This window comes from Methylobacterium aquaticum (assembly GCF_016804325.1).
GTDB classification, from domain to species: Bacteria; Pseudomonadota; Alphaproteobacteria; order Rhizobiales; family Beijerinckiaceae; genus Methylobacterium; species Methylobacterium aquaticum_C.
The window spans coordinates 1,695,255-1,717,317 of record NZ_CP043627.1; the positions used below are offsets into that span (position 1 = coordinate 1,695,255).

General features: G+C 71.1%; 21 protein-coding genes and 2 pseudogenes. 10 read left to right on the top strand and 13 right to left on the bottom strand.

Features of this window, described 5'->3' with window-relative positions:
* Positions 1-30: 30 nt before the first annotated feature.
* The 8 genes from F1D61_RS07525 to F1D61_RS07560 all read right to left on the bottom strand — a co-directional run bounded on the left by F1D61_RS07525 (position 31) and on the right by F1D61_RS07560 (position 6,828).
* Entirely contained in the window at positions 31-459 is a 429-nt protein-coding gene (locus F1D61_RS07525) for a SufE family protein (RefSeq protein ID WP_203157290.1), read from the bottom strand.
* A gap of 98 nt (positions 460-557) precedes the next feature.
* Positions 558-1,562 carry a sensor histidine kinase gene (locus F1D61_RS07530; RefSeq protein ID WP_203157292.1) on the bottom strand — a complete coding sequence of 335 codons (1,005 nt, stop codon included), beginning with the start codon at positions 1,560-1,562 and terminating at the stop codon, positions 558-560.
* Between the two features lie 103 nt (positions 1,563-1,665).
* Positions 1,666-2,055, bottom strand: coding sequence for a DoxX family protein (locus F1D61_RS07535; RefSeq protein WP_203157294.1), 390 nt, complete (start codon positions 2,053-2,055; stop codon positions 1,666-1,668).
* Positions 2,052-2,987 carry a S1 family peptidase gene (locus tag F1D61_RS07540; protein WP_203157296.1) on the bottom strand — a complete coding sequence of 312 codons (936 nt, stop codon included), beginning with the start codon at positions 2,985-2,987 and terminating at the stop codon, positions 2,052-2,054. Before F1D61_RS07540 ends, F1D61_RS07535 begins: the two co-directional genes overlap by 4 nt.
* 123 nt (positions 2,988-3,110) lie before the next feature.
* Positions 3,111-3,851: a S1 family peptidase gene (locus F1D61_RS07545; protein WP_246775767.1), complete on the bottom strand. Its 741-nt coding sequence runs from the start codon at positions 3,849-3,851 to the stop codon at positions 3,111-3,113.
* A gap of 223 nt (positions 3,852-4,074) precedes the next feature.
* Entirely contained in the window at positions 4,075-5,055 is a 981-nt protein-coding gene (locus tag F1D61_RS07550; RefSeq protein ID WP_203153548.1) for an IS110 family transposase, read from the bottom strand.
* Between the two features lie 608 nt (positions 5,056-5,663).
* Positions 5,664-6,311 carry an HAD family hydrolase gene (locus F1D61_RS07555; RefSeq protein WP_246775768.1) on the bottom strand — a complete coding sequence of 216 codons (648 nt, stop codon included), beginning with the start codon at positions 6,309-6,311 and terminating at the stop codon, positions 5,664-5,666.
* Positions 6,312-6,414: 103 nt separating this feature from the next.
* Positions 6,415-6,828: a hypothetical protein gene (locus tag F1D61_RS07560; RefSeq protein ID WP_203157302.1), complete on the bottom strand. Its 414-nt coding sequence runs from the start codon at positions 6,826-6,828 to the stop codon at positions 6,415-6,417.
* A gap of 236 nt (positions 6,829-7,064) precedes the next feature.
* Between F1D61_RS07560 and F1D61_RS07565 the strand changes: the two genes are divergently transcribed.
* The 7 genes from F1D61_RS07565 (at position 7,065) to F1D61_RS07595 (ending at position 12,428) form a co-directional block, all read left to right on the top strand.
* Complete coding sequence (locus F1D61_RS07565) at positions 7,065-7,442, top strand: PepSY domain-containing protein (RefSeq protein ID WP_203157304.1); 378 nt, start codon at positions 7,065-7,067, stop codon at positions 7,440-7,442.
* Between the two features lie 36 nt (positions 7,443-7,478).
* Positions 7,479-8,156, top strand: a complete 678-nt coding sequence (locus tag F1D61_RS07570; protein WP_203157306.1) for a response regulator transcription factor — start codon at positions 7,479-7,481, stop codon at positions 8,154-8,156.
* Complete coding sequence (locus F1D61_RS07575; protein ID WP_203157307.1) at positions 8,153-9,646, top strand: sensor histidine kinase; 1,494 nt, start codon at positions 8,153-8,155, stop codon at positions 9,644-9,646. The genes F1D61_RS07570 and F1D61_RS07575 overlap by 4 nt, the downstream gene beginning before the upstream one ends.
* Positions 9,647-9,682: 36 nt before the next feature.
* On the top strand, positions 9,683-10,840 hold the full coding sequence (locus F1D61_RS07580; RefSeq protein ID WP_203157309.1) for a glycosyltransferase family 61 protein: 1,158 nt from the start codon (positions 9,683-9,685) through the stop codon (positions 10,838-10,840).
* Positions 10,841-10,907: 67 nt separating this feature from the next.
* The gene (locus F1D61_RS07585) at positions 10,908-11,699 is read left to right on the top strand and encodes an SHOCT domain-containing protein (RefSeq protein ID WP_203157311.1); all 792 of its coding nucleotides are present in this window, start codon (positions 10,908-10,910) and stop codon (positions 11,697-11,699) included.
* A gap of 53 nt (positions 11,700-11,752) precedes the next feature.
* On the top strand, positions 11,753-12,112 hold the full coding sequence (locus tag F1D61_RS07590) for a type II toxin-antitoxin system RelE/ParE family toxin (protein ID WP_203157313.1): 360 nt from the start codon (positions 11,753-11,755) through the stop codon (positions 12,110-12,112).
* On the top strand, positions 12,099-12,428 hold the full coding sequence (locus F1D61_RS07595) for a helix-turn-helix domain-containing protein (RefSeq protein WP_203157316.1): 330 nt from the start codon (positions 12,099-12,101) through the stop codon (positions 12,426-12,428). Before F1D61_RS07590 ends, F1D61_RS07595 begins: the two co-directional genes overlap by 14 nt.
* 30 nt (positions 12,429-12,458) lie before the next feature.
* Here F1D61_RS07595 and F1D61_RS07600 read toward each other — a convergent pair.
* Both F1D61_RS07600 and ispH read right to left on the bottom strand, forming a co-directional pair.
* Positions 12,459-13,435, bottom strand: a pseudogene (locus tag F1D61_RS07600) (homoserine kinase).
* A gap of 268 nt (positions 13,436-13,703) precedes the next feature.
* Positions 13,704-14,704, bottom strand: a pseudogene (gene ispH / locus F1D61_RS07605) (4-hydroxy-3-methylbut-2-enyl diphosphate reductase).
* A gap of 206 nt (positions 14,705-14,910) precedes the next feature.
* Between ispH and F1D61_RS07610 the strand changes: the two are divergent.
* Complete coding sequence (locus F1D61_RS07610; RefSeq protein WP_203157318.1) at positions 14,911-16,770, top strand: monovalent cation:proton antiporter-2 (CPA2) family protein; 1,860 nt, start codon at positions 14,911-14,913, stop codon at positions 16,768-16,770.
* Positions 16,763-18,295 (top strand): MATE family efflux transporter, encoded by a 1,533-nt coding sequence (locus tag F1D61_RS07615; RefSeq protein WP_432443224.1) that lies wholly within the window; start codon positions 16,763-16,765, stop codon positions 18,293-18,295. The genes F1D61_RS07610 and F1D61_RS07615 overlap by 8 nt, the downstream gene beginning before the upstream one ends.
* Positions 18,296-18,536: 241 nt before the next feature.
* Here the strand turns inward: F1D61_RS07615 and F1D61_RS07620 are convergent, their stop codons facing one another.
* Genes F1D61_RS07620 through F1D61_RS07630 form a run of 3 tightly spaced genes read right to left on the bottom strand, consistent with a single transcriptional unit; the run spans position 18,537 to position 21,356 of the window.
* Positions 18,537-19,751, bottom strand: coding sequence for an ABC transporter substrate-binding protein (locus F1D61_RS07620; RefSeq protein ID WP_203157320.1), 1,215 nt, complete (start codon positions 19,749-19,751; stop codon positions 18,537-18,539).
* Positions 19,752-19,792: 41 nt separating this feature from the next.
* The gene (locus F1D61_RS07625; protein WP_203157322.1) at positions 19,793-20,116 is read right to left on the bottom strand and encodes a 2Fe-2S iron-sulfur cluster-binding protein; all 324 of its coding nucleotides are present in this window, start codon (positions 20,114-20,116) and stop codon (positions 19,793-19,795) included.
* Between the two features lie 13 nt (positions 20,117-20,129).
* Complete coding sequence (locus tag F1D61_RS07630; RefSeq protein ID WP_203157324.1) at positions 20,130-21,356, bottom strand: cytochrome P450; 1,227 nt, start codon at positions 21,354-21,356, stop codon at positions 20,130-20,132.
* Between the two features lie 146 nt (positions 21,357-21,502).
* Here F1D61_RS07630 and F1D61_RS07635 point away from each other — a divergent pair, with 146 nt between their 5' ends.
* The gene (locus F1D61_RS07635) at positions 21,503-22,048 is read left to right on the top strand and encodes a MarR family winged helix-turn-helix transcriptional regulator (RefSeq protein ID WP_203157326.1); all 546 of its coding nucleotides are present in this window, start codon (positions 21,503-21,505) and stop codon (positions 22,046-22,048) included.
* Positions 22,049-22,063 lie beyond the last annotated feature (15 nt).

The window sequence follows — 22,063 nt, forward strand, 5'->3', positions numbered from 1 at the left end:
GGGGGCGCCGCCGCAAGGGCGCGACGACGCTTACGCCGCCGCCGCGACTCCTTGGGCGTCGGCCCGGATGCGGTCCATCATCGCCCGGGCGCCGTTCGAGCGCTGCGCCGTCAGGTGCTCGGAGAGGCCGAGCGTCTGGAACAGGCCGAGGGCGTCGGCCCGGGCCGCGTCCGAGGCCGTGCGGCCGTCGAAGAACGCGATCAACACCGCCACCACGCCCTTGGTGATGTGGGCGTCGCTGTCGCCGCGGAAATGCAGCCGCGGCTCGGGGCCGGAGCGGTCGACCTGCGTCTCCAGCCAGACCTGGCTGACGCAGCCGCGCACCCGGTTCGCCTCGCTGTGGGCTTCCTCGGGCAGGGGCGGCAGCTTGCGGCCGAGCTCCATCAGGTAGTGATGGCGGTCGTCCCACTCGTCCAGGAACTCGAAGTTGGAGACGATCTCGTCGATGGGCGGCAGCATGGGACCCGAAGGGATGATGAGGGCTGAAGACCCGGCATATAGGCGGGCGGGCCGCCGCCCGCCACCGTCTCAGGCCAGGCGGGCGGGCCGCCACCGTGTCACGCCGGCAGCGTCAGTTCCAGCGGCGCCTCCGGGGTGCCTTTGCCCGAGACCGCGATCTCGGCCTGGGCCGCGTAAGCTGCGATCAGCCGGGGCCCGATCTGCGGCACGCCCTCCGGCGGCTTGCCGGCGACGCCGCCCGAGGTGATCCGCACCCGCACCGGATCGGACGGTTCTCCTGCCGGCACCTCGACCCGGGTGACGCAGGCAGAGCCCTCGTCGGTGCCGTCGAGGCATTCGGCGACGATCTCGGCCAGGATCATGCCCAGCGCGTTGACCCGGCGCGGCTCCAGGAGCGCCGTGCGCCCGGCCCGGACCGTCACGGCAACCCGCCCGGCCCGGCGCAGCTGACCCAACCCTTCCGCGAGGCGGGTCAGGTACTCGGCGAGGTCGACGCTGGCGATCTGCGGCGCCTCGTGCAGGTGCTGCTGCACCAGGGCGATCGCCCGCACCCGCTGGCCAAGGGCATCGAAGGCCGGGCGGCAGGGGCCGGCGGCGGCGCGGCCGTAGAGGCCGATCAGGCTGACCGTGACCTGCAGGTTGTTGCGCACCCGGTGATAGATCTCGGCGAGCAGCGCGTCCTGCTCGGCCATCGCCCGGGCAGCGTGCTCCTCGGCTTCCTTGCGCTCGGTGATGTCGAAGCAGGAGCCGGCAAAGCCCGCGAAATCGTCACCCTCGTGCAGCGGGTAGGCGTGGCCGTGGACCCACCGGAAGGCGCCGTCGTGGCGGCGCAGGCGGTACTCGGCGCTGTGCGGCCGGCGCTTGGCATAGGCCGCGGCGAGCGCCGCCTCGTGCCCGGCCCTGTCCTCGGGGTGGAGACCGTCCTTCCAGCCGTGGCCCAGCTCGTCCTCGGCGCTCCTGCCGCGGAACTCGGTCCAGGCCGGGTTGACGTAGATGAGCTGCGCTTGGCGGTCGGCGCGCCAGATCATGAGCCCGGCGCCTTCGGCGAAGCTGCGGAAGGCCGCGTCCGGCAGTGTCGTGTCCGCGGCCCTGTCCCTCGCCATGTCCCTCGCCCGCTCCAGCCGCCGATCGCGCCCCTTCAGGGCCGGTCAACGTGCCGGGGGCGGCGCCGTTCCGGCGCCGGCCTTCAGGCGAAAAGCCCCATGCTCAGCGACGGTTGAGGGCGAAGCGGCCCGGACCGGCGGCGGCGATCATCAGGAGGCCGCCGATGATCGAGAGGTTCTTCATCGCCTGGATCTGGTTCATCCGGAACGCATCGCCCGACATCGACCAGAAATTATGGAAAAACACGATGGTCGTGAGGGTGAAGAGCGCGAGCAGCACCGCGGCCGTCCGGGCGTAGAAGCCCAGCGCGATCAGCAGCCCGAGGCCGAGTTCGGCCGCGATGGTGAGCCAGGCCAGCACCTGCGGATAGGGCAGCCCCTTGCCCGACACCGCCGCCACGACGCCGGCCGGGTTCATCAGCTTCTGGGCGCCGGAGACGCAGAACAGCACGACGACGAGGATGCGGGCGAGGCTGAAGACGGCTTGGTTCATCGAGAACTCCAGGACTTGATGGAGCTCGTTGGAAGACCTGGCCGCGCCACAGTCAAGCTGTCGTCACCGCCCCCGGTCCAGTCCGCCGGATGGGGGCGGCTTCCTGCCGGCATCGCCTCGCCGGGCTCGAAGCGGGAGAGTTCGGCGGCCCGCGCGTTGATCCAGCCGGCATGCAGGCCGATCGGCGTGACGGCGGTGAAGCCGCCGCAGGCGGTGCGGACCCGGCCCTGCTGGGCGGCGCCGCTCGACCAGCTCACCACCCCGACGAGCTGGTAGCCGCCGGGGCCGGCGCGCAGGATCGGCCCGCCGGAATCGCCGAGGCACGCGCCGGCGCCGGCGGTCTCGGCCAGGGTGTGGCGGTCGGCCACCACCGTGACGGTGTTGGCGACCTGAAGCTCGCCCAGGGAGACGAGGCGGGCCTGGCGCAGCACCCGGGCGGAGCCGCGGCGGTTCTCCGCCACCACGCCGTAGCCGGCGATCGCCACGGAATCGCCCTGCGGGATCTCGCCGCCGGCGCGGGTGTCGAGGGGGCGGAAATCGGGGCCGAGGCGCTGGTCGAGCTTCAGGATGGCGAGGTCGGTGCCGGGCTGGGTCTCGGGCGTGGTGCCGGGCACGAAATCCGGATGCATCGCCGCCGCGATCGCCCGCAGGCGGCGCTGGCGGAAGTTGCGGTCGACGGCCACGACCCAGTAGCCGGCCTTGCGCATCACGCAATGGGCGGCCGTCAGCACGAGGTCGGGCGCGATGAGCGAGCCCGAGCACATCTCGCCGGTGGTGCTCTCGATCCGCACCACCGAGCCGCGCAGGCCGTCGGGGTCGCGGGTCACCTCGCCCCGGACCACGGCGCCGGCGGCGCCGCTCCACAGGCCGAGGGGCGCAGCCACCGCGAGGGCGGCCAGAGCGGTGCGGAGGCGAAAGGGAGAGACGCGCATGGAACCACCCTAGAAGCGTGCGGCCACGCTCGACAAGTGAAGTCTGGCAAGAGGGGTGCGGTTCCGCACCGACACCTGCCCGGGGCGGGAACGAAACCGTGAGCCCGGGGCCTCCCGGGCGGCTCACTCCCAGCGCGGCACGGCGCCCCAGCCCGCCAGCGTGCGGTCGATCCAGGCCCGCTGCGGCCCGACCAGCACGCCCTGCGAGACGCCGCCGCACGCGGCTTTACCCGAACCGCTGGCCCAGGTGGTCACCGCGAGCACGCCGCCGGCGCCGGCGATCGGCCCGCCCGAATCGCCCTCGCAGGCGCCGGAGGCGGTCGCGCCCTTCAGCCAGACCAGGATGCGGCTCGGGCCGTAGGGCTCGACCAGCGGCAGGGTCGCGGTGCGGAAGGTGCCGGTGCTGCGGTGGTCGCCGGGCCGCGCCACGCCGTAGCCCCCGAGCGTCAGCGGCGTGCCGGCGGCGACCGGCGCCCCGGCGAGGGCGGCCGGGACGAAGCGGGCCGGCAGGGGGGCGTCGGTGCGCAGGAGCGCAAGGTCGATCGAGCGCCGCCGCCCGGCGATGGCGCCGGCATCGTAGCCCGGATGCACCGCCCGGGCGGCGACGCCGAGGAGCACCGGCGAGCCGGCTTCGTCGCGAAAATGCACCCGGTGCTCGGCCCCGGGGGCGGCGCAATGGGCGGCGGTGAGCACCACGTCGCGGGCGAGCACGATGCCGGTACAGACCCCGCCGCGGGATGACAAAACCATCACGCTGGAGCGCGCGAGGGCGGCGTCGGGCGCCTCGCTCCCGCCGACGATCGCCTGGGCGGGGGTGGCGAGGGTGAGGAGGGCGGCGAGGAACGGGATGGGGAGGCGGATCACGTCGCTCTCGGGTCGGCGGGGGGATGGCTCTGCCCTGCCCGATCGGGCGCGGGAGGTCCAGGGTGGTGGGACCGGTGGGGCGACGACAGGATGGAGGCTCGACATTCTTGTCTGCATGAAAAATCTTGCAAGCGGGCTTTCACATGGCGAGATGACAGGCAAGGGTTATCTGGAAGCCTGTTCGATGGTCTTTCACAGGTTTGACATCCTCGGCGTCATCAACTCAGTTGGCTTCGGTTGCGAGCGCGATTTTTTGCTCCTCGGCGTAGGCATCGCGCAGGCGTGCGTTGGCGATGACGAGGAGGCGTCGCATGATGGCGACGATCGCCACGATGGGCTTTTTGCCCGCTGCGATGAGGCGCTGGTAGGTGTCTTTGAGCACGGGGTTGAAGCGGGTAGCGGTCAGGGCGGGGAGGAACAGAGCCTGCTTGATCTCGGGCCGTCCGCCCTTTGTGCGTCGGTAGCGCTCGGTGGTCCCGCTCTGGTTGGGATGCGGGGCGAGTCCGGCCAGGGACGTCGCCTGGCGCCGGTCGATACGGCCGAGCTCGGGCATCAGGGCGAGCAGGATGATGGCAGAGGTGTCGCCGATGCCCTTGATCGAGGTCAGCGCCTTCTTGGCCCGGCTGAGCGCGGCGGCCTTGCGCAGGGTCTCGGCCATCGCCTCCTCGATCGCCTCGATCTGCTCGGACAGGGCGGTGATGAGGGTTTCCAGATAAGCCTGGACGGGTCCAGATCCCGGCGCGGCCAGACGATTGCGGTTGGCGGTGCGCTGAGCCACGAAGTCGGCGCGGGTGAGCACCAGGCTCTGGAGGTTTTCCTGATCGGGATCAGGGGCTTGCCAGCGGGCCAGGGAGGTGTGGCGCTCCCGGCCGTAAGCCGCCAGGGCCTTGGCGTCGAGGGCGTCGGTCTTGGCGAGGGTGCCGTAGGAGTGGATGAACGCCTTGACCTTGCGGGCGTCGGCGCGGTGGGCGGGGCATCCGACGGCGAGGAGAGCGGCCAGCAGAGCATCCTCGTAGCCGCCGGTGGCTTCGCAGATGACGAGGCAGGTCGCATCGAGGTCCGCTTTGGCGGCGAAGGCGGCGAGGTCCTTGGGCTTGTTGGGGATGGTGTGACGAGCGTTGCCGCGGCTGTCGTGGAGGACGATCTCGGCTTTGCCGACATCGGCTCCGATGAAGCGGGTGGGTGAGGTGGCGGGTTGGGTCATCCGGGTCTATCCTGAGGCCGCTTGGGATTGTCTGCGGGCGTCGAGGAGAGGCCCAGGCAACTCATCAAGCGTGGCGAGGAATGCGGACCGGCGAGCCAGATGACGACGGGCGCGAGCCCCATCCCGGGACGCTCGACCGATCCGCGCCCGGTCCGGATGGCCATCCGGACCGGGCATCCCGCCGAGGCGGAACGGGATCACTCTACAACCGAACCAACAGACAATCCCGGGGCTCGTCGAAGACGAGAACCCGGGATCCATAACCGCTGACAGTGAAGGAGAGGGCGGCCAGCATTCCGCTTCATCCTGCATCGTTGGCGGTTATGGATCCCGGGTTCCGCTGCGCGGCCCCAGGATGACATCGAGTGTGTCAATGCGGTCGGCCAACTCGAACATATCTTGAATGAATGGAAAACTCCGGGATGATCCAGAACGTTGGAGCAACAGCGGCAAAAGGGCCACCATGACCAGACGTCGGGCGAGCCTCCCTCCCCTCACCGACGCAGAAGAAGCGGAGATCCAGGCTGGCATTGCACAGGATTCCGACAATCCGGAGATCACGATGGAGCAATTTGCCCGGATGCGCCCCGCCGCCGAGGCGCTGCCGCCTACGCTCTACGCGGCCCTGACGCGCCGCCCTCCACATCCATTCCCCGCCCCGCGAGGTCCCGGCGCAAGGCGTCGACCGACGTGAAATGGTGGGCGTGGAGCCCCGCTTCCCGCGCGCCCGCGACGTTCTCGGGCAGGTCGTCGGTGAACAGCACCGCCGACGGCCTCACCCCGAGACCTGCGAGGCAGCGCTGGTAGCAAACGACATCGGGCTTGGCCGTGCGGAACGAGGCGGAAGCGTAGATCCGATCCCCGAACAGGGGCCGCAGCTCCGGGCACAACACATCGATGTGCCCGGTCAGCAATTCCGAGTTGTTCGTCAGGATGGCGACCGCCGTCGTGGCCCGCAGCCGCTCTACCAGGGCGAGGACCTCCGTGTCGGGCGCCATCGCGGCGCGGCGCGCCGCCAGCCACTCCGTCAGGCTGACCGGATACCCGATCCGCTCGCCGAAGGCCTGGAGATAGGCCTGGGGCGAGAGAGCGCCGCTATCGCCCTGGAACTCCAGGCCGCTATCCCAGATCGCCGCATGGATGACGTCGGCCGGGATGCCGGTCATGCCCGACAGATAGTTGACGCGGCGGGCGCGGTCGTAGTGGTACAGGACGTTGTCGAGGTCGAACAACACGAGTTCGATGTCCGCGGCCATGCTCGCCGATGTCCCTTGCTCCGAGCCGACCGGATCGGAGCGGCTCCGACCGGTCATCGGCGACCATCGAGGGCGAAGTCGAACCGCCGGTCAACCTCGCCGATCACGGCTCCGTCATGGCGACCGAAGCCGGAACCAGCCGCGGCGGCGCAGGCACGGCATCCGGCGGCGCCAGCGCCACCGAGGGCGGCAGCGGCCCCAGGCAGCCGGTGCAGACCGAGGCGATCGCCCGGTTGGCCCGGGCGGTGATCCGCGCCTCGAACGCTTCCCGGGCCGCCGCGGCACGGGCGACGGCGGCTTGCCGCGCGGCCTCGGCCTCCCGGGCGGCCCCGGCCGCGTCGGCGCCCGTACCGTCCTCCGGCGCCTCGTCCCGCGGGCGGATGCGCAGCAGCAGGGGCGCGCTCCCCATCTCGGCGACGGCGGCCGCCGGCATCACCCCGGGCGCCGCCTCCTGGGCGAAAGCCACGCCGCCGCAGCACCATGCGGCGACGAGGAACGGGACAGCGGCGGAGCGCATGGCCTCTCCCTGGTTGGTGGCCGGCAGGGTCGGCCGGCGCGGTGAACACAGCCTTAACCATAACCGACACGCCGCCGGATCGGTTCATCCACGTCAGGAAAGCCACACGGCGAAGCCACGGTAGGCCCGAAAGCCGGACCCGGCGGCACACGAGGATGTGACCGCCCCGGCGCCCCGGACGCCGGCACCTTTCGCATTCAGGGTGCATTCAGTGCCTGGCGACGATGGTCCCCGGCATGCGCCAGCTCGTTCTTCTCCTGCTCCCCGCCGCCGTCGGCCTCGCCGGCGCTTCGGGCTGGCTCGCGGCCGCGGAGGAGCGGGACGAGACCGCCACCGGGGCGGTGCCGGCCCGGCCGGTCAAGGCCGCCGAGACCGCCCAGACCTGCCTCTCCTCCGGCGACCTGCGCGAGGCGGTGGCGGAGAAACGGGTGGTCGAGCCGGTGGCGGCGATCCGCGCCGCGCGGGCCGCCGTCCCGCGGGCCGACATCGTGCGGGCCAATCTCTGCCGCCGCGACGAGGCGCTGGTCTACATGCTGACGGCCTTGCGCAAGGACGGGCAGTTCGTACACGTGATGGTGGATGCCCGGTCCGGCAAGGTGGCCGGGCAATGGTGATCCAGGGTCTGTTCTGAGCGTGAGGGGGTTCGGGTCGTGCGTCTGCTCGTGGTCGAGGATGACCGGGATCTCAACCGCCAGGTCGTGAGCGCCCTGGAAGAGGCGGGCTACGCCGTCGACAAGGCGTTCGACGGCGAGGAGGGTGCCTTCCTCGGCGAGACCGAGCCCTACGACTGCATCATCCTCGACATGGGCCTGCCGAAGGCCGACGGCGTCTCGGTCCTGTCGGGCTGGCGCCGGGCGCAGGTGAAGACCCCGGTCATCATCCTCACCGCCCGCGACCGCTGGAGCGACAAGGTCAACGGCTTCGATGCCGGCGCCGACGACTACGTGACCAAGCCCTTCCACATGGAGGAGCTGCTGGCCCGGGTCCGCGCGCTGCTGCGCCGGACCGCCGGCCACGCCACGAGCCAGATCAGCGCCGGCCCCGTGGTGCTCGATACGCGCTCGGGCCGCGTCTTCGTCGACGGCAGCCCGGTCAAGCTCACCTCGCACGAGTACCGGCTGCTCTCCTACCTGATGCATCATACCGGCCGGGTCGTCTCCCGGGCCGAGCTGACCGAGCATCTCTACGACCAGGATTTCGACCGCGACTCGAACACCATCGAGGTCTTCGTCGGTCGCCTGCGCAAGAAGCTCGCGGTCGACCTGATCCAGACCGTGCGCGGCCTCGGCTACCTGATCGACGCGGGCGCCGGCGGAACGCAGCCGTGACCGGCCCCGGCCGGGCCGCGGCCGAGGCAAAGCCGGAGACGGGGCTCGCCGGCGGCGTCGCGCCTGCCTCGCCGCGACGGTGGTTCGGCTGGCGGCCGTGGCGCAAGCGCTCGATCGCGGTGCGCCTGGCGGTGTCGTCGCTGATCTCGAGCGCGCTGATCCTGCTGATCGCCGGGCTGATCCTCTCGACCCTCTACCGCGAGACCACCGAGCGGGCCTTCGACAGCCGGCTCCTCGTCTACGCCAACGATCTCGCCACCAACCTCGTCTCGCCCTCCGATTCCGAGGCACGCAGCTTCGGGGCGCTGGGCGATCCGCGCTTCGACCTGCCCCTGTCGGGCTGGTACTGGCAGGTCGGCCGGCCCAATGCCCGGCCGCGCGACCTGCGCACCTCGCGCTCGCTGGTCGGCGTGCCGCTCCAGCCCCCCGCCGACGCGGTCGGCGAGGCAGGCGCCGGGCAGCTGCGCAAGGGCTACGGCAAGGCCCAGGACGACCGGCCCCTGCGCATCATCGAGCGCACCGTCGATCTCGGCGAGGAGGGCCGCTACCTCGTGCGGGTCGCCGGCCCCTCCGACGAGATCGCCACCGACATGCGGCGCTTCACGCTGGCGCTCACCACCACCTTCTCGCTGCTCGGGCTCTCGCTCGGCCTCACCACCCTGTTGCAGATCCGCTTCGGCCTCGCCCCCCTCATCAAGCTGCGGGCGGCCCTCGGCGCGATCCGCCGGGGCGAGGCCGACCGCATCTCGGGCGAGTACCCGCAGGACATCGCGCCGCTCGCCGGCGAGGTGAACCTGCTCCTCGAGACCAACCGCGAGATCCTCGAGCGGGCCCGCACCCAGGTCGGCAACCTGGCGCATGCGCTCAAGACCCCCTTGAGCATCATCGTCAACGAGGCCTCGGCGGGGGATGCCAACAGCGAGCTCGCCGTGAAGGTGCGCGAGCAGGCCGCGGTGATGCGCGACCAGGTGAACTACCACCTCGACCGGGCCCGGGCCGCGGCGCTGGCGGGTGCGCTGGGCACCTTCACCGACGTCGAGCCGGTGGTGGCGGCGCTGGTGCGCACCTTTGGCAAGATCTTCTACGACAAGGACCTGACCTTCGACACCAGCGTCACCCCGGGCCTGCGCTTCCGCGGCGAGCGCCAGGATTTCGAGGAGATGATCGGCAACCTCGTCGACAACGCCGCCAAGTGGGCGCATTCCCGCGTCTCGATCCGCGCCGAGGTGATCGGCCAGGGCGAGTACCCGCACCTCATCGTCACGGTGGAGGATGACGGGCCCGGCCTGCCGCCGGAGGCCCGCATCGCCGTGCTGGAGCGCGGCCGGCGCCTCGACGAGACCAAGCCCGGTTCGGGCCTCGGCCTCTCCATCGTCTCCGACCTCGCCGCGCTCTATCGCGGGCGCCTTCGCCTCGACGCGGCCACCCTCGGCGGCTTAAGGGCAGTGATCGAGGTGCCGGGGGATGCGAGCCCGGCGGCGCAGGCCTGACGGGCCCGCGGGCATGACGGGACCTTTCTGAGCGGCATGATCCTGCAGCGGAGCGAAGCGATCTACGGCCGGGCCGACCTGCGGCCGGGCCGGCCGGCCCTGCGCGTGGTCGAGGATGCCCACTACCTCGTGCGGGCGTCCCATCTCGACAGGATCCCGGTGATCTTCGACGCCGCGGGCCAGATGGTGCCAGAATCCCTCGACCACCACAGCGGCGAGCGCACGCCGACCTGGCAGACCACCGAATGGCCGGAGGGACAGGGCCCGGTGACCGACGCGGCGCCGGAGGGGCCGACCCTCTATCTCGGGGCGATCCACCCGCATTACGGCCATTTCATCATCAACACCCTGGCGCGGTTCTGGCCGCTCCTCGACCTCGACCAGGGGACCCTGCGCCCGACCCTGCTCTGCCACGGGCCGGGGCTCGGCGCCGACTGGAGCGGGACCCCGTTCATCCCGGAGATCCTGGGGCGCTTAGGCCTCTCCGTGATGGACCTCGCCAGCTTCGACCGGCCGGTGCGGATCCCGACCCTCCTGGTGCCCCAGGCCGCGTTGCAGCAGGACGACTACGCCTTCCCGGTCATGGCCGATCTGTGCCGGGAGATCGGGCGCGGCTACTACGCGCCGGACGAGGTCGATGCCGATCCGCAGCCGGTCTACCTCTCGAAGACCCGCCTGCGGGCGGGCGTGCGGCGCTTTGCCAACGAGGAGGCGGTGACGCGGGTGCTGGAGCGCGAGGGGGTGCGGATCGTCCACCCGGAGCTCCTGAGCTTTCCCGAGCAGGTCCGCCTCTTCGCCCGCCACAGGGTGATCCTCGGGGCCAACGGCTCGGCCTTCCACAGCCTGCTCTTCGCGCCCCCGGGCCGGCGGGTGATCGTGCTCACCGACCGGCTCAAGCTCGGCGGGACCTACCGGCTGATCGACCTCATCACCGGCACGCAGGGCCATTACTACTATCCGACCGGCACCGGCAGCTATGCCGGGGACGGCTTCACGGTGAATTTCGTGCTGCCGGATCCGGAAGCCGTGGCGGCGGAACTCCTCGGCAAGATCGCCCGGATCGACACATTGCGGGAGGACGACATGCGCAGGGATCCGGGCGCCTGGCATCTCTCGCCGACGATCCCGCCCCTGCCGCCCCGGCCCGGCGGGCTGCTGGGACGCCTGCGCGGCATGCTGCCCGGGCTAGACTGATCGCAGGGCGTTCCCCTCGGGCAGGGACTGGGCTAAGCCCGGCTCCTGCCCCGGAGCGACCTGACCGATGCCCGACCTCGACGCGATCGCCGCCCGCCACGGCGTCGGCCTGGATGCCGTCCGCCACCTCCTCGACGCGCTGGCCCGCGGCCACGGCCGGATGGCGCAGTTCAACCATCCCGATCTCGGCGGCATGGGCCAGTGGTCCGCCGGCGGGATGACGATGATCGGCGACATGTTCAACTCGGGCCTCAAGGCCCGGGTCGTCGCGCTCTGCGACGAGCTGGCGCCGCTCGCCACGGGGGGAGCCCAAGGATCGGGCTGGGGATCGAGCCAGAGCCAGGGGTCCGGTTCGGGCGGGTCCTGGAACCAGTCCTGGGGCGGCTCCTGGTGGCCGGACGGCCTGGGCCAGCCGGCGACCTCCGGCTCGCAGAACGACACGCGCTACGCCTTCTTCCCCGAGTCCCGCCGCCTGGCGATCGAGACCGGCGGCCGGGTGACCCTCTACGACACCGGCGACCACCAGATCGGCGGCGTCTCGCAGCAGCAGGGCTCTTCGTACTCCCTGAGCTTCACCAGCCAGTACGGCCCGGTGCGGCTGGAGGAGCTGCCGGTGGTGGGGGACCCTGCGCAGAACCAGGGCGAGCAGGAGCCGGCCCCCGCTCCCCAGGCCGCGTCCTACGCGCCTGCGCCGGAGGCTTATTCGCCGCCGGCCCCCTCACAAACGGTCGATGTCCCGGCCGCCCCGACCGGCGACGTGTTCGGGATGATCGAACGCCTGTCGGAGCTGCACCGCAAGGGTGTGCTGACCGAGGCCGAGTTCGCCGCGAAGAAGACGGAGCTGCTGGCGCGGTTGTGATGCGACCCCGTCGCTCTCTAGCGAAATGTTGTCGAATATGACACCATAAGCAGATGCTGGGTCGGTCAAGACCGATATCCTGGCTGAAATCAGCCAGGAAGGAATTCGAGGCGTTCCCGGCAGGCGCGCGTGAGCGCACGCTCCAGGCATTGGACATTGCTGCGGCGGGAAGCATGGCGGGGATCGCGAAGCCTTTGAAAGGGTTCGGCTCCGGGGTCTTCGAAGTTGCGCTCAAATTTCGGACGGACGCGTTCCGCGTCGTCTATGCGGTACAGATCGGTGATGCAGTCTGGGTTGTCCACGCATTCCAGAAGAAATCGACATCAGGCATCAAGACCTCGCAGGCGGACCTCGATCTCATCCGTCAGCGAATCAAATTGCTCATGGAGCAGGTGAGCGATGGACAGCGATGAAGTCGTGCATGGCAGCGGCAACGTCTGGAAGGATTTCGGCTACGCCGATGCGGACATGCGTCAGGCGAAAGGTCAACTGGCGGCGCGCATCATCGCCGCCCTCGATCAGCGCCGGCTCACGACCCGCAAGGCGCAGGCGTTGACCGGCTTCGCCGCGGCCGACTTCTCGCGGGTGCGCAACGCCGATTACGGGCGCTTCACGCTGGATCGGATGATCCGCATGCTCCACGCACTCGATGGGGAGGTGGAAGTCAGGATCACGTTCGAGCGGCGGGACGTTTCAACGCCGCCGAGCCGCCCTCTCGAACGCGCCTGACCATCAATCAACGTTGATTGATCACGCGGGTCACGCCGAGGGAACCGCGCTCCACCCATACTCCTCCGCCGCCGCGACCTTGCGGTGGAAGGCGAGCCTGCGGTCGTATTCGAGCGGGTCCTTCGGCTTCACCAGGGCGCCGGGGGGCACGTTGAGCCAGTCGACGAGGCGGGTCAGCATGAAGCGGAGCGCGGCGCCGCGGGCGAGCAGCGGCAGGGCCGCAACCTCGCGCGGGTCGAGCGGGCGCACGGCCTGGTAGGCGGCGATCATCGCCTGGCCTTTGGTGCGGTTGTACGAGTAGTCCGCCTCGAAGCACCAGGCGTTGAGGCAGATCGCCAGGTCGTAGGCGAAGGAATCGGTGCAGGCGAAGTAGAAGTCGATCAGGCCCGACACCTCGTCGCCGAGGAAGAACACGTTGTCGGTGAAGAGGTCCGCATGGATGACGCCGCCGGGCAGGTCCTGCGGCCAGGATTGCTCGAGGAGCGCGAGGTCCTCGCGGGTGCGGGCGGCCAGCCCCGGGGCGACGCTGTCGGCCTGCGGCTCGGCGGCCTCGAAGAGCGGGCGCCAGCCCGCGACCGAGAGGGCGTTCGGCCGCTGCATCGGGAAGTCAGCCCCGGCCGCGTGCAGGCCGGCGAGCGCGGCGCCGAGCGCCCGGCAATGCCTCACCCCGGCCGGCGCACCGAGACGCCCTCCAGGAACGACACGAGTACCGCGGGCCGGCCGCAGAGCCGCCCCAGGGTGGCGCCGTCGCGGGTGCGAATCGGCTGCGGGCAGGCGAGGCCGTTAGCGGCCAGGTGCTGCATCAGCCCGAGGAAGAACGGCAGGTCCCCCTCCTTCACCCGCTTCTCGTAGAGAGTCAGGATGTAGGAGCCCGTGGTGGTGTGCAGGATGAAGTTGGTGTTCTCCACCCCCTCGGCGATGCCCTTGTAGGACAGGAGATCGCCGATCTCGTAGGCGGCAAGGAAGGCGGCGAGCGCCTCGTCCGGAACCTCGGTGTAGACCGCCACGGCCGTTCTGCTTTGCTCTGGAAAAATGGATGAAGGAATCGAATGGTAGGCGCTCAAAAAATGGCGCGGGATCCCCTCTCCCGTGTGGGAGAGGGGTAGGGGTGAGGGTGACACGCTTCAGTTTGAAGCATTGACCATGGTGTTGGTAGCGGGACGGTCAGAGTCTCACTCAGGACCGTAGCACCCTCACCCCTAACCCCTCTCCCACACGGGAGAGGGGGACCGCGCTCTATCCTACAAACGCCAGACCAGCAGGCTGGATTTGACTTTACTCCGCCGCCTCGCTGCGCAGCTCGCGCGGCAACGGGAAGACCATGTCCTCGGTCGTGGTCGAGACGGTATCGACCGTGACCTCGTAGCGGGTCGCGAAGGCGTCGATGATCTCCTCCACCAGCACCTCGGGGGCGAGGCGCCGGCGGTGAGGCCGAGGCGGCGGATGTTGGAGAAGGCGTCCCAGTCCAGATCCTCGGCGCGGTTGACGAGCCGGGTGATCGGGCAGCCGACCCGCTCGGCGACCTCGCGCAGGCGCTGCGAGTTCGAGGAGTTGGACGAGCCGACGACGATCAGCGCGTCGACGAGGGGGGCGACCTGCTTCACCGCCTCCTGGCGGTTGGTGGTGGCGTAGCAGATGTCGTCCTTGTGCGGGCCGACGATCTTGGGGAACTTCTGCTTGAGCGCCTCGACGATGTGGTGGGTATCGTCGACCGAGAGGGTGGTCTGGGTCACCCAGGCGAGGTTGTCGCGGCTCTCGGGCTCCAGCGCCTCGATCTGCTCGATATCCTCGACCAGGGTGATCGAGCCCTTGGGCAGCTGGCCCATGGTGCCGACGACCTCCGGGTGGCCGGAATGGCCGACCAGCAGCACGTGGCGGCCGCGCTTGTGGTGGATCTCGGCCTCGCGGTGGACCTTGGTCACCAGCGGGCAGGTCGCGTCGATGGTGGTCAGCCCGCGGGAATTCGCGTTCTGCGGCACGGTCTTGGCCACGCCGTGGGCGGAGAAGATCACCGGCGCCTTGCCGTCCGGCACCTCGTCGAGCTCGGCGACGAAGACCGCGCCTTTGCGCTTCAGGCTCTCGACCACGTACTTGTTGTGCACGATCTCGTGCCGCACGTAGACGGGCGGGCCGTAGAGGGCGAGCGCGCGCTCGACCACGTCGATGGCCCGCACCACGCCGGCGCAGAACCCGCGCGGCGCGCAGAGGAGGATCTCGAGGGGCGGCTTCGCGGGCGCGGCGGCACCGGCGTCGGTCTGGTTCACGGAGGCGCTCATGATCCGGGATGTGGCGAGGGGGGACGGTCCCTGTCAACCTCTTGTGCCATGCAATCGTGGCAATCCAAAGCACGCGCGGGCGACAGGTCCCCTGCGGCACGCGCGCGACGGCCCTCGCGAACCGGCGAAGACCGGGTTAGCCCGGCGGCCCGGTTCGGGGTAAGGGGAGGCTTGAGCCGACCTCGAACCCGGGAGAATCCCGCGCGATGGCGACCGCCGCCGACCACGCCAGCTTCCTGCCGCCGGTCCTGACCTTCCTGTCCGCCGCGGTGATCGGGGTGCCGATCTTCCGCCTGCTCGGGCAGAGCGCGGTGCTGGGCTACCTCGTGGCCGGCGTCGTGATCGGCCCCTCGGGCCTCTCGCTCATCACCGAGCCGGAGACCGCCCGCAGCGTCTCGGAACTCGGGGTGGTGCTGCTGCTGTTCATCGTCGGGCTGGAGCTGGAGATCTCGCGCCTGATCTCGCTCCGGCGCGACATCCTGGGGCTCGGCACGCTCCAGCTCGGGCTCTGCGCCCTGGCGCTCGGCGGCCTCGGCGTCCTCTCCGGCCTGTCGGGGGGCGCCGCGACGGTGATCGGCATCGCGCTCGCCCTCTCGGCGACCGCGGTCGCGCTCCAGCTCCTCGAGGAACGGCGCGACCTCGCCTCCCCTTACGGCCAGCGCGCCTTCGCGGTGCTGCTGTTCCAGGACCTGTCGATCGTCGGCATCCTGGCGCTGCTGCCGCTCGTCGCCCAGACCGGCACCGGCCAGGGCGGCGAGGCCTGGCTCGGCACCGCCCTGCAATCGGCCGGGACCGCGGTCGCGGCGGTGATCGGGGTGGTGCTGGTCGGCCGCTACGGCCTCAACCCGTTCTTCCGGCTGCTCGCCGCCAGCGGCGCCCGCGAGGTGATGACCGCGGCCGCCCTCCTCGTCGTGCTCGGCACCGCGCTCATCATGGAGGAGGTCGGGCTGTCGATGGCGATGGGGGCGTTCCTCGCCGGGCTGCTGCTCGCCGAATCGAACTTCCGCCACCAGCTCGAGGCCGATATCGAGCCGTTCCGCGGCATGCTGCTCGGCCTGTTCTTCATGAGCGTCGGCATGTCGATCGACCTCGGCCTCGTCGGCCAGAACTGGCTCGGCCTCACCGTCGCCACCGTCGGGGCGATCCTCATCAAGGTCGCGCTGGTGGCCGGGCTGTTCCGGCTGTTCGGCTCGTCCTGGCTCGACGGCCTGCGCGGCGCCGCCGTGCTGGCGCCGGCGGGCGAGTTCGCCTTCGTGCTCCTGCCGGTGGGCCAGGAACTCGGCCTCGTCGACGGCCCGTCCGGGCGGCTCGCCATCGCACTCGCCGCCATCACCATGCTGATCGGGCCGATCGGCGCCAAGGTCCTCGACGGGGTGCTGGCGCGGCGCACCACCGCCCCGCTCGAACCCGAGCCCGAGGCGATCGAGGGCGCCGAGGCCCGCGTCCTGGTGATCGGCTTCGGCCGCTTCGGCCACATCCTCAACCAGGTGCTGCTGGCGCAGGGCCTCAGCGTCACGGTGATCGACAAGGACGTGGAGCAGATCCGCAGCGCCGCCCGCTTCGGCTTCCGGGTCTATTACGGCGACGGCACCCGCCTCGACGTGCTGCGCTCGTCCGGCGCCGGCAAGGCCGAGGTGGTCTGCATCTGCATCGACGACCCGGAGGCGACCCTCAAGATCGTCGACCTCGTCCATGCCGAGTTCCCGGCCGCCCGCACCTATGTCCGGGTGTTCGACCGGGTCCAGGCGATCGAGGCGATGGGCCGCGACGTCGATTACCAGATCCGCGAGACCTTCGAATCGGCCCTCGCCTTCGGGCGGGCGACCCTGGAGGCCTTGGGCCTCTCGCCCGAGGAGGCGGCCCGCACGGTCGACGACGTGCGCAAGCGCGACCTCGCCCGGCTGGTGCTGCAGCAGGCCGGCGACCCCCTCGACCGGACCGATCCCCTGCGCAGCCTGGTGCGGATCAAGCCCGAGCCCCTGACCGCGCCGCTCCACGCCTCGCACGGCCTCAACCCCGAGACCGAGGACATCATCGCCCGCGAGCGGGCCGGCGCCGATGGGTGAGGCCCGCCCGCCCGGACGGGACATCGCCGACGCCCCGGCCGCCCGCTTCGTCACCGGCTCGACGCTGCGCCACGTCGTGGTGATGGGGGCGACCGGCTCGGTCGGCCTGATGGCGATCTTCGTCGTCGACCTCCTGTCGCTGCTCTACATCGCGCGCCTCGGCGATCCCGTGCTCACGGCGGCGGTGGGCTTCGCCACCATCGTCCAGATCTTCGCGGTCTCGATCAACATCGGGATGATGATCGCCGTCGGCGCCCTGGTCTCGCGGGCGCTGGGCGGCGGCGACGTCGCGCTGGCACGCCGCCTCGCCGCCTCGTCCCTGGTTCTGGCGGTCGTCGCCTCCGGCCTCGTGACGGCGCTGATGCTGCCGCTGCTGACGCCGTTCCTGACGCTGATCGGCGCCGGTCCCGAAACCGTGCCGGCGGCCCGGACCTTCCTGTGGATCGCCCTGCCCTCGTCCCTCCTGATGGCGCTCGGCATGGGGTTCTCCGGCGTGCTGCGGGCGGTCGGCGACGCGCGGCGGGGCATGAACGTCACGCTCGCCGGGGCCGCGGTCACGGTCCTGCTCGACCCGCTGCTGATCTTCGGCCTGAATCTCGGGATCGAGGGGGCGGCGATCACCATCGTGATCGCCCGCCTCGCCTTCGCCTGGGTGGGCTATGCGGGCGCCGTGCGCGTCCACCGGATGGTGGCGCGGCCGACCCTCGCGGCGGTGCTCGCCGATGCCGGGCCGATCCTGCGCGTGGCCCTGCCCACCGTGCTCACCAACCTCGCCCCGCCGGTGGCGAGCGCCTTCCTCGCCCACGTCATGGCCGGGTTCGGCACCGCGACGGTCGCCGGCAATGCGGTGGTCGACCGGGTGGTCCCGGTGGCCTTCGGCGGCCTGTTCGCGCTGTCGGGCGCTGTCGGCCCGATCCTCGGCCAGAACTGGGGCGCCGGCCGCTTCGACCGGATGCGCGCGACCCTGCGCGATGCCGCCCTGGTCACCGGCCTCTACGTCGCGGCGGTCTGGCTCGCGCTCGTCTTCGCCCGCGGGCCGCTCACCGCCCTGTTCGGCCTTTCGGGCGCGGGCGCCGACCTCCTGGCCTTCTTCTGCCTCGCCGGCGGGGCGATCTGGTTCTTCAACGGACTGCTCTTCCTCGGCAACGCCTCGTTCAACAATCTCGGCTTCCCGCTCGCCGCGAGCGCCCTCAACTGGGGCCGGGCGACCCTCGGCACGATGCCGACGGCCTGGCTCGGCGCGCATCTCGCCGGGCAGAGGGGGCGATGGCCGGGATGGGGATCGGGTCGGCGTTGTTCGGGGTGGTGGGGCTGGCGCTGGCGTTCCGGACGGTGGGGGTGCTGGAGCGGCGGGAGGTCGCGAATCCCGGGCGGAGTGAGCGCGCCCGGGTCGTGGAACGGCTGCCGTCGCGTTTCGGGATCGGCCGGCTCGGAGAGGATCGCCCCCCTGAGAGCCTGTTTGAGCAGGATTTCTACCCAATATTTGAGGCAGACGGGATCATCCTACCCGCTAACCTCATCCTGAGGTGCGAACGAAGTGAGCCTCGAAGGAGGGCTCCAGGGATCGCAGAGGCTTCTGGAGCCCTCCTTCGAGGTCAGTCGATCTGCGATCGGGTGCGATCTCTGATCGCCAACACCTCAGGATGAGGTGGAATGGTAGGATATCTCCTGATTTTTCTCAGTTTTTGTCAAATCACGCTGCTCAAACAGGCTCTGAGGAAATCCTTGCCTCACGCCCCGCCCGGCGGTGCGCGAGGCCGGCCGTCTCATTTCAGCATGGGACAGCCGCCCTCCGCCAGGGGCCGGAAGGCCTGGTCCGCCGGGACCGTGTCGACGAGCGTGTAGTAATCGTACGCCCCCTTCGAGTCGGACGGCTTCTTCACCTCGAAGAGATAGATCGGGTGGATCGCCCTGCCGTCCGGGCGCACGGTCAGGTCGCCGAACAGCCGGTCGCGCGGGCCCTTGCGCTTCATCTCCGCCACGGCGGTCCGGGCGTCGTCGCTGCCGGCGCGCGCGACCGCGTCGAGATAGGCGAGCGTCGCCGAGTAGACGCCGGCCTGGTTGCCGCTCGGCACCTTGCCGGCCTGGCCGGGCCGGGCGGCGAAGCGCCGGGCGAAGGCCCGGGTCTCGTCGCTCATGTCCCAGTAGAACGACTCGGTCAGCAGCAGGCCCTGCGCGTCCTTCAGGCCCATCGCGTGCACGTCGTTGATGAAGACCAGGAAGGCGACCAGCGACTGCCCTCCCTGCGTCAGCCCGAACTCGTTGGCCTGCTTCACGATGTTGATCGCGTCGGCGCCCGCATTGGCGAGCCCGACCACCTTCGCGCCGGAGCCCTGCGCCTGGAGCAGCAGGGACGAGAAGTCGGCTGTGCCGAGCGGGTGGCGGCTCGCTCCCCTCACGGCGCCGCCGTGGCGGGTGACGTAGGCGCTCGCCTCGGCCTCGATCCCCTGGCCGAGCGCGTAGTTCACGGTCAGGAAGTACCAGGAGGTGCCGCCGCGCTTCATCATGGCGGCGGCGGTCGTGTTGCCGGTGGCCCAGGCGTCGTTGACCCACTGCACCGTGTTGGGCGAGCAGGCCTTGCCGGTGAGGTCCGAGGTGGCGGTGGCCGAGGCGAGCAGCGCCATCCGGGTGTCGCGCAGGAGCGCGTTGACGGCGAGGCCGACCGAGGAATTCGGCACGTCCACCACTGCGTCGACCTTCTCCACGTCGAGCCACTTGCGGGCGATCGACGAGCCGACATCCGCCTTGTTCTGATGGTCGGCTGCGACGATCTCGACCCGGATGTCCTTGCGGCCGGCGGCGAAATCCTCGGCCGCCATGCGGGCGGCCTCGACCGAGCCCTGGCCGTTGGTATCCTGGAACGGCCCGGACATGTCGGTCAGCACGCCGATCCGCACCACGCCGTCCGAGATCTCGGCCCTGGCCGCACCGGCTCCGAGCAGGGTCGTCGCCAGCAGCAGCGCCCGCATCACCGTCCGCATCGTCTTTCTCCCCTTGGCTTTGCTCTACGCGTGTCGATGGCTCAGACCTGACGGTCGGGCAGACGCACCACGAGCCCGTCGAGGTCGGCGGTGGCGACGACCTGGCAGGACAGCCGGCTCGTCGGCCGGCGCTCGGCGGCGGCGCCGTCGAGCAGGGCGTCCTCGTCCTCCGAGACCGGCGGCAGACGGCCGGCCCAGGCCTCGTCGACGTAGACGTGGCAGGTCGCGCACATCGCGCTGCCGCCGCACTCGGCCACGATCCCGTCGAGGCCGCGGGCGACGGCGCCCTGCATCAGGCTCGTGCCCTCGGCGACGTCGAGATCCCGCCGCGCGCCGTCCGGGCGGATGAAGGTGATGATCGGCATGGAGGGTCGTCCTTCAGGCGGCCGTCAGCGTGACGGGCAGGCGCTCGAGCCCGCGCAGGGTGTTGTTGTAGCGGCGGACGACCGGGCCGGTGATCGCGATCGCGCCGACCCTGGCGGCGAGCGCCGAGAGCATCACCTCGCCCTCGAGGCGGCCGAGGAGCTGGCCGACGCACATGTGGATGCCGGACCCGAAGCCGACATGGCCGACCGTCGCGCGGGTCGGGTCGTAACGGTCGGGCTCCTCCCAGCGGCGCGGGTCGCGGTTGGCGGCGCCGAGGAACATCAGCACCTTGGAACCCTCGTCGAGGCGGGCCCCGCCGATCTCGACCGGCCGGGTCGTGGTGCGGAAGAAGGTCTGGACCGGGCTCTCGTACCGCACCGCCTCCTCGAACGCCGCGCGGGCGAGTCCCGGATCGGCGCGCAGGGACGCCCAGGCCGCGGGATAGCGGGCGAGGCAGTACAGGGCGGCCCCGATGCTGTTCACCGTCGTGTCGAGGCCCGCCGTCAGGAGCGAGCGCACGAGGAGGGGCGCCTCCTCGTGGGTGATGGCGCCGGCATCGGCCGCCGCGTGGATCGCCGCGCCGAAGCCGCCGGGCGCGAGGTTCTCGCGCCGGCACTGCTCCATGACCCAGGCGACATGGGGCGCCGCGGTCTCGAAGGCGTGCCGGCGCAGCGCGTTGGGCGGTCCGAAGGCGTTGAAGGCGAGGCCGGCATAGGGCAGCAGGTGCTCGCGCCCCTCTCGGGCCAGCCCGACCGCGTCCGGAAAGACCGAGAGCGGGAACGCCTCGGCGAGGTCGGCGACGGCGTCGATCTCGCGGCGGGCCAGGAGCTCGTCCACGAGGCGGTGCGCGGCGGCCTGGAACCGGTCGCGCAGGGTCTTCATCACGGCCGGCGACAGGACGCGGTTCAGGACCGCACGGGTGCGTCCATGCGCCGGCGGATCGGCCTCCAGGATCAGGCTCTGGGGCCGCCAGGGCTTCTCCCTGGCGAAGTCGCTCAAGCCCACGCCGCGGCCGGAGCAGAAGGTCGCCGGATCGTGCAGCACGGTCCGCACCTCCTCGTAGCGGGCGACCGCGTGCACGTTCCAGCGCGGCAGCCACACCACCGGTCCGGCCTCCCGCAGGGCCTCGTGGATGCGGTGCGGATCCTCGAAGAACTCGGTCGAGAACGGATCGACGTCGACGGCCGGGGCGCCCGAGCCGTGAAGCGCGGGCGCGGATGCATGTGATGCGGCGATCATCCTGGTCCTCCCATGTCCTGTCGTGATGGCGCGATGTAACGGGCGCGGCCGACTCCCGGCTCTCCACACGGATCGGCCGGGCGAGCCTCGACGGGCTGCCTCCGACGCGACATAAGGGCGGGCACGGACGGCGCGCCGGGGTGGAGATGGCAACGGGTCGAGCAGGACGCGCCGCGGGTCGGGCGGACGACCGGGCGACGACGGCGGGCGCGACGCCCGGGCCGCGGCTCGACCTCGAGCGGTACGTGCCGGCGCTCCTGACCTTCGTCGCCAACAAGCTCTCGCACAGCGCGAGCGCCACCTATCAGCGGCGCTTCGGCGTGAACGTCACCGAGTGGCGGATCATGTCCCTGCTCGCCATCGAGCCCGGCATCCCGGCCACGCGCATCTGCCAGGTGATCGGCTTCGACAAGGGGCCGGTGAGCCGGACCCTGGCCGCGATGGAGAAGCGGGACCTCGTGGCGACGGACGAGGATCCGGACGACGCGCGCCGGCGCCTCACCCGCCTCACGGCGCGGGGCGAGGCGCTGCACGACGAGATCATCGTCGTGGCGCTGGATCGGGAGCGGCGCCTCACGGCCTGCCTGACGCCCGAGCAGCGCGACACCCTGATCGACCTTCTCAACCGCCTGCACGCGAACCTGCCTGCCGTCACGACGTCGGGGACCTCCGGGCGCAGGCGCCGGGAGTGATCGCAGGGGAGCGAT

Coding starts and splice junctions, on each gene's coding strand:
- F1D61_RS07525 (WP_203157290.1), bottom strand. CDS start 459: ATGCTGCCGCCCATCGACGAGATCGTCTCCAACTTCGAGTTCCTGGAC.
- F1D61_RS07530 (WP_203157292.1), bottom strand. CDS start 1,562: ATGGCGAGGGACAGGGCCGCGGACACGACACTGCCGGACGCGGCCTTC.
- F1D61_RS07535 (WP_203157294.1), bottom strand. CDS start 2,055: ATGAACCAAGCCGTCTTCAGCCTCGCCCGCATCCTCGTCGTCGTGCTG.
- F1D61_RS07540 (WP_203157296.1), bottom strand. CDS start 2,987: ATGCGCGTCTCTCCCTTTCGCCTCCGCACCGCTCTGGCCGCCCTCGCG.
- F1D61_RS07550 (WP_203153548.1), bottom strand. CDS start 5,055: ATGACCCAACCCGCCACCTCACCCACCCGCTTCATCGGAGCCGATGTC.
- F1D61_RS07555 (WP_246775768.1), bottom strand. CDS start 6,311: ATGGCCGCGGACATCGAACTCGTGTTGTTCGACCTCGACAACGTCCTG.
- F1D61_RS07560 (WP_203157302.1), bottom strand. CDS start 6,828: ATGCGCTCCGCCGCTGTCCCGTTCCTCGTCGCCGCATGGTGCTGCGGC.
- F1D61_RS07565 (WP_203157304.1), top strand. CDS start 7,065: ATGCGCCAGCTCGTTCTTCTCCTGCTCCCCGCCGCCGTCGGCCTCGCC.
- F1D61_RS07580 (WP_203157309.1), top strand. CDS start 9,683: ATGATCCTGCAGCGGAGCGAAGCGATCTACGGCCGGGCCGACCTGCGG.
- F1D61_RS07585 (WP_203157311.1), top strand. CDS start 10,908: ATGCCCGACCTCGACGCGATCGCCGCCCGCCACGGCGTCGGCCTGGAT.
- F1D61_RS07590 (WP_203157313.1), top strand. CDS start 11,753: ATGCTGGGTCGGTCAAGACCGATATCCTGGCTGAAATCAGCCAGGAAG.
- F1D61_RS07595 (WP_203157316.1), top strand. CDS start 12,099: ATGGACAGCGATGAAGTCGTGCATGGCAGCGGCAACGTCTGGAAGGAT.
- F1D61_RS07610 (WP_203157318.1), top strand. CDS start 14,911: ATGGCGACCGCCGCCGACCACGCCAGCTTCCTGCCGCCGGTCCTGACC.
- F1D61_RS07615 (WP_432443224.1), top strand. CDS start 16,763: ATGGGTGAGGCCCGCCCGCCCGGACGGGACATCGCCGACGCCCCGGCC.
- F1D61_RS07620 (WP_203157320.1), bottom strand. CDS start 19,751: ATGCGGACGGTGATGCGGGCGCTGCTGCTGGCGACGACCCTGCTCGGA.
- F1D61_RS07625 (WP_203157322.1), bottom strand. CDS start 20,116: ATGCCGATCATCACCTTCATCCGCCCGGACGGCGCGCGGCGGGATCTC.
- F1D61_RS07630 (WP_203157324.1), bottom strand. CDS start 21,356: ATGATCGCCGCATCACATGCATCCGCGCCCGCGCTTCACGGCTCGGGC.
- F1D61_RS07635 (WP_203157326.1), top strand. CDS start 21,503: ATGGCAACGGGTCGAGCAGGACGCGCCGCGGGTCGGGCGGACGACCGG.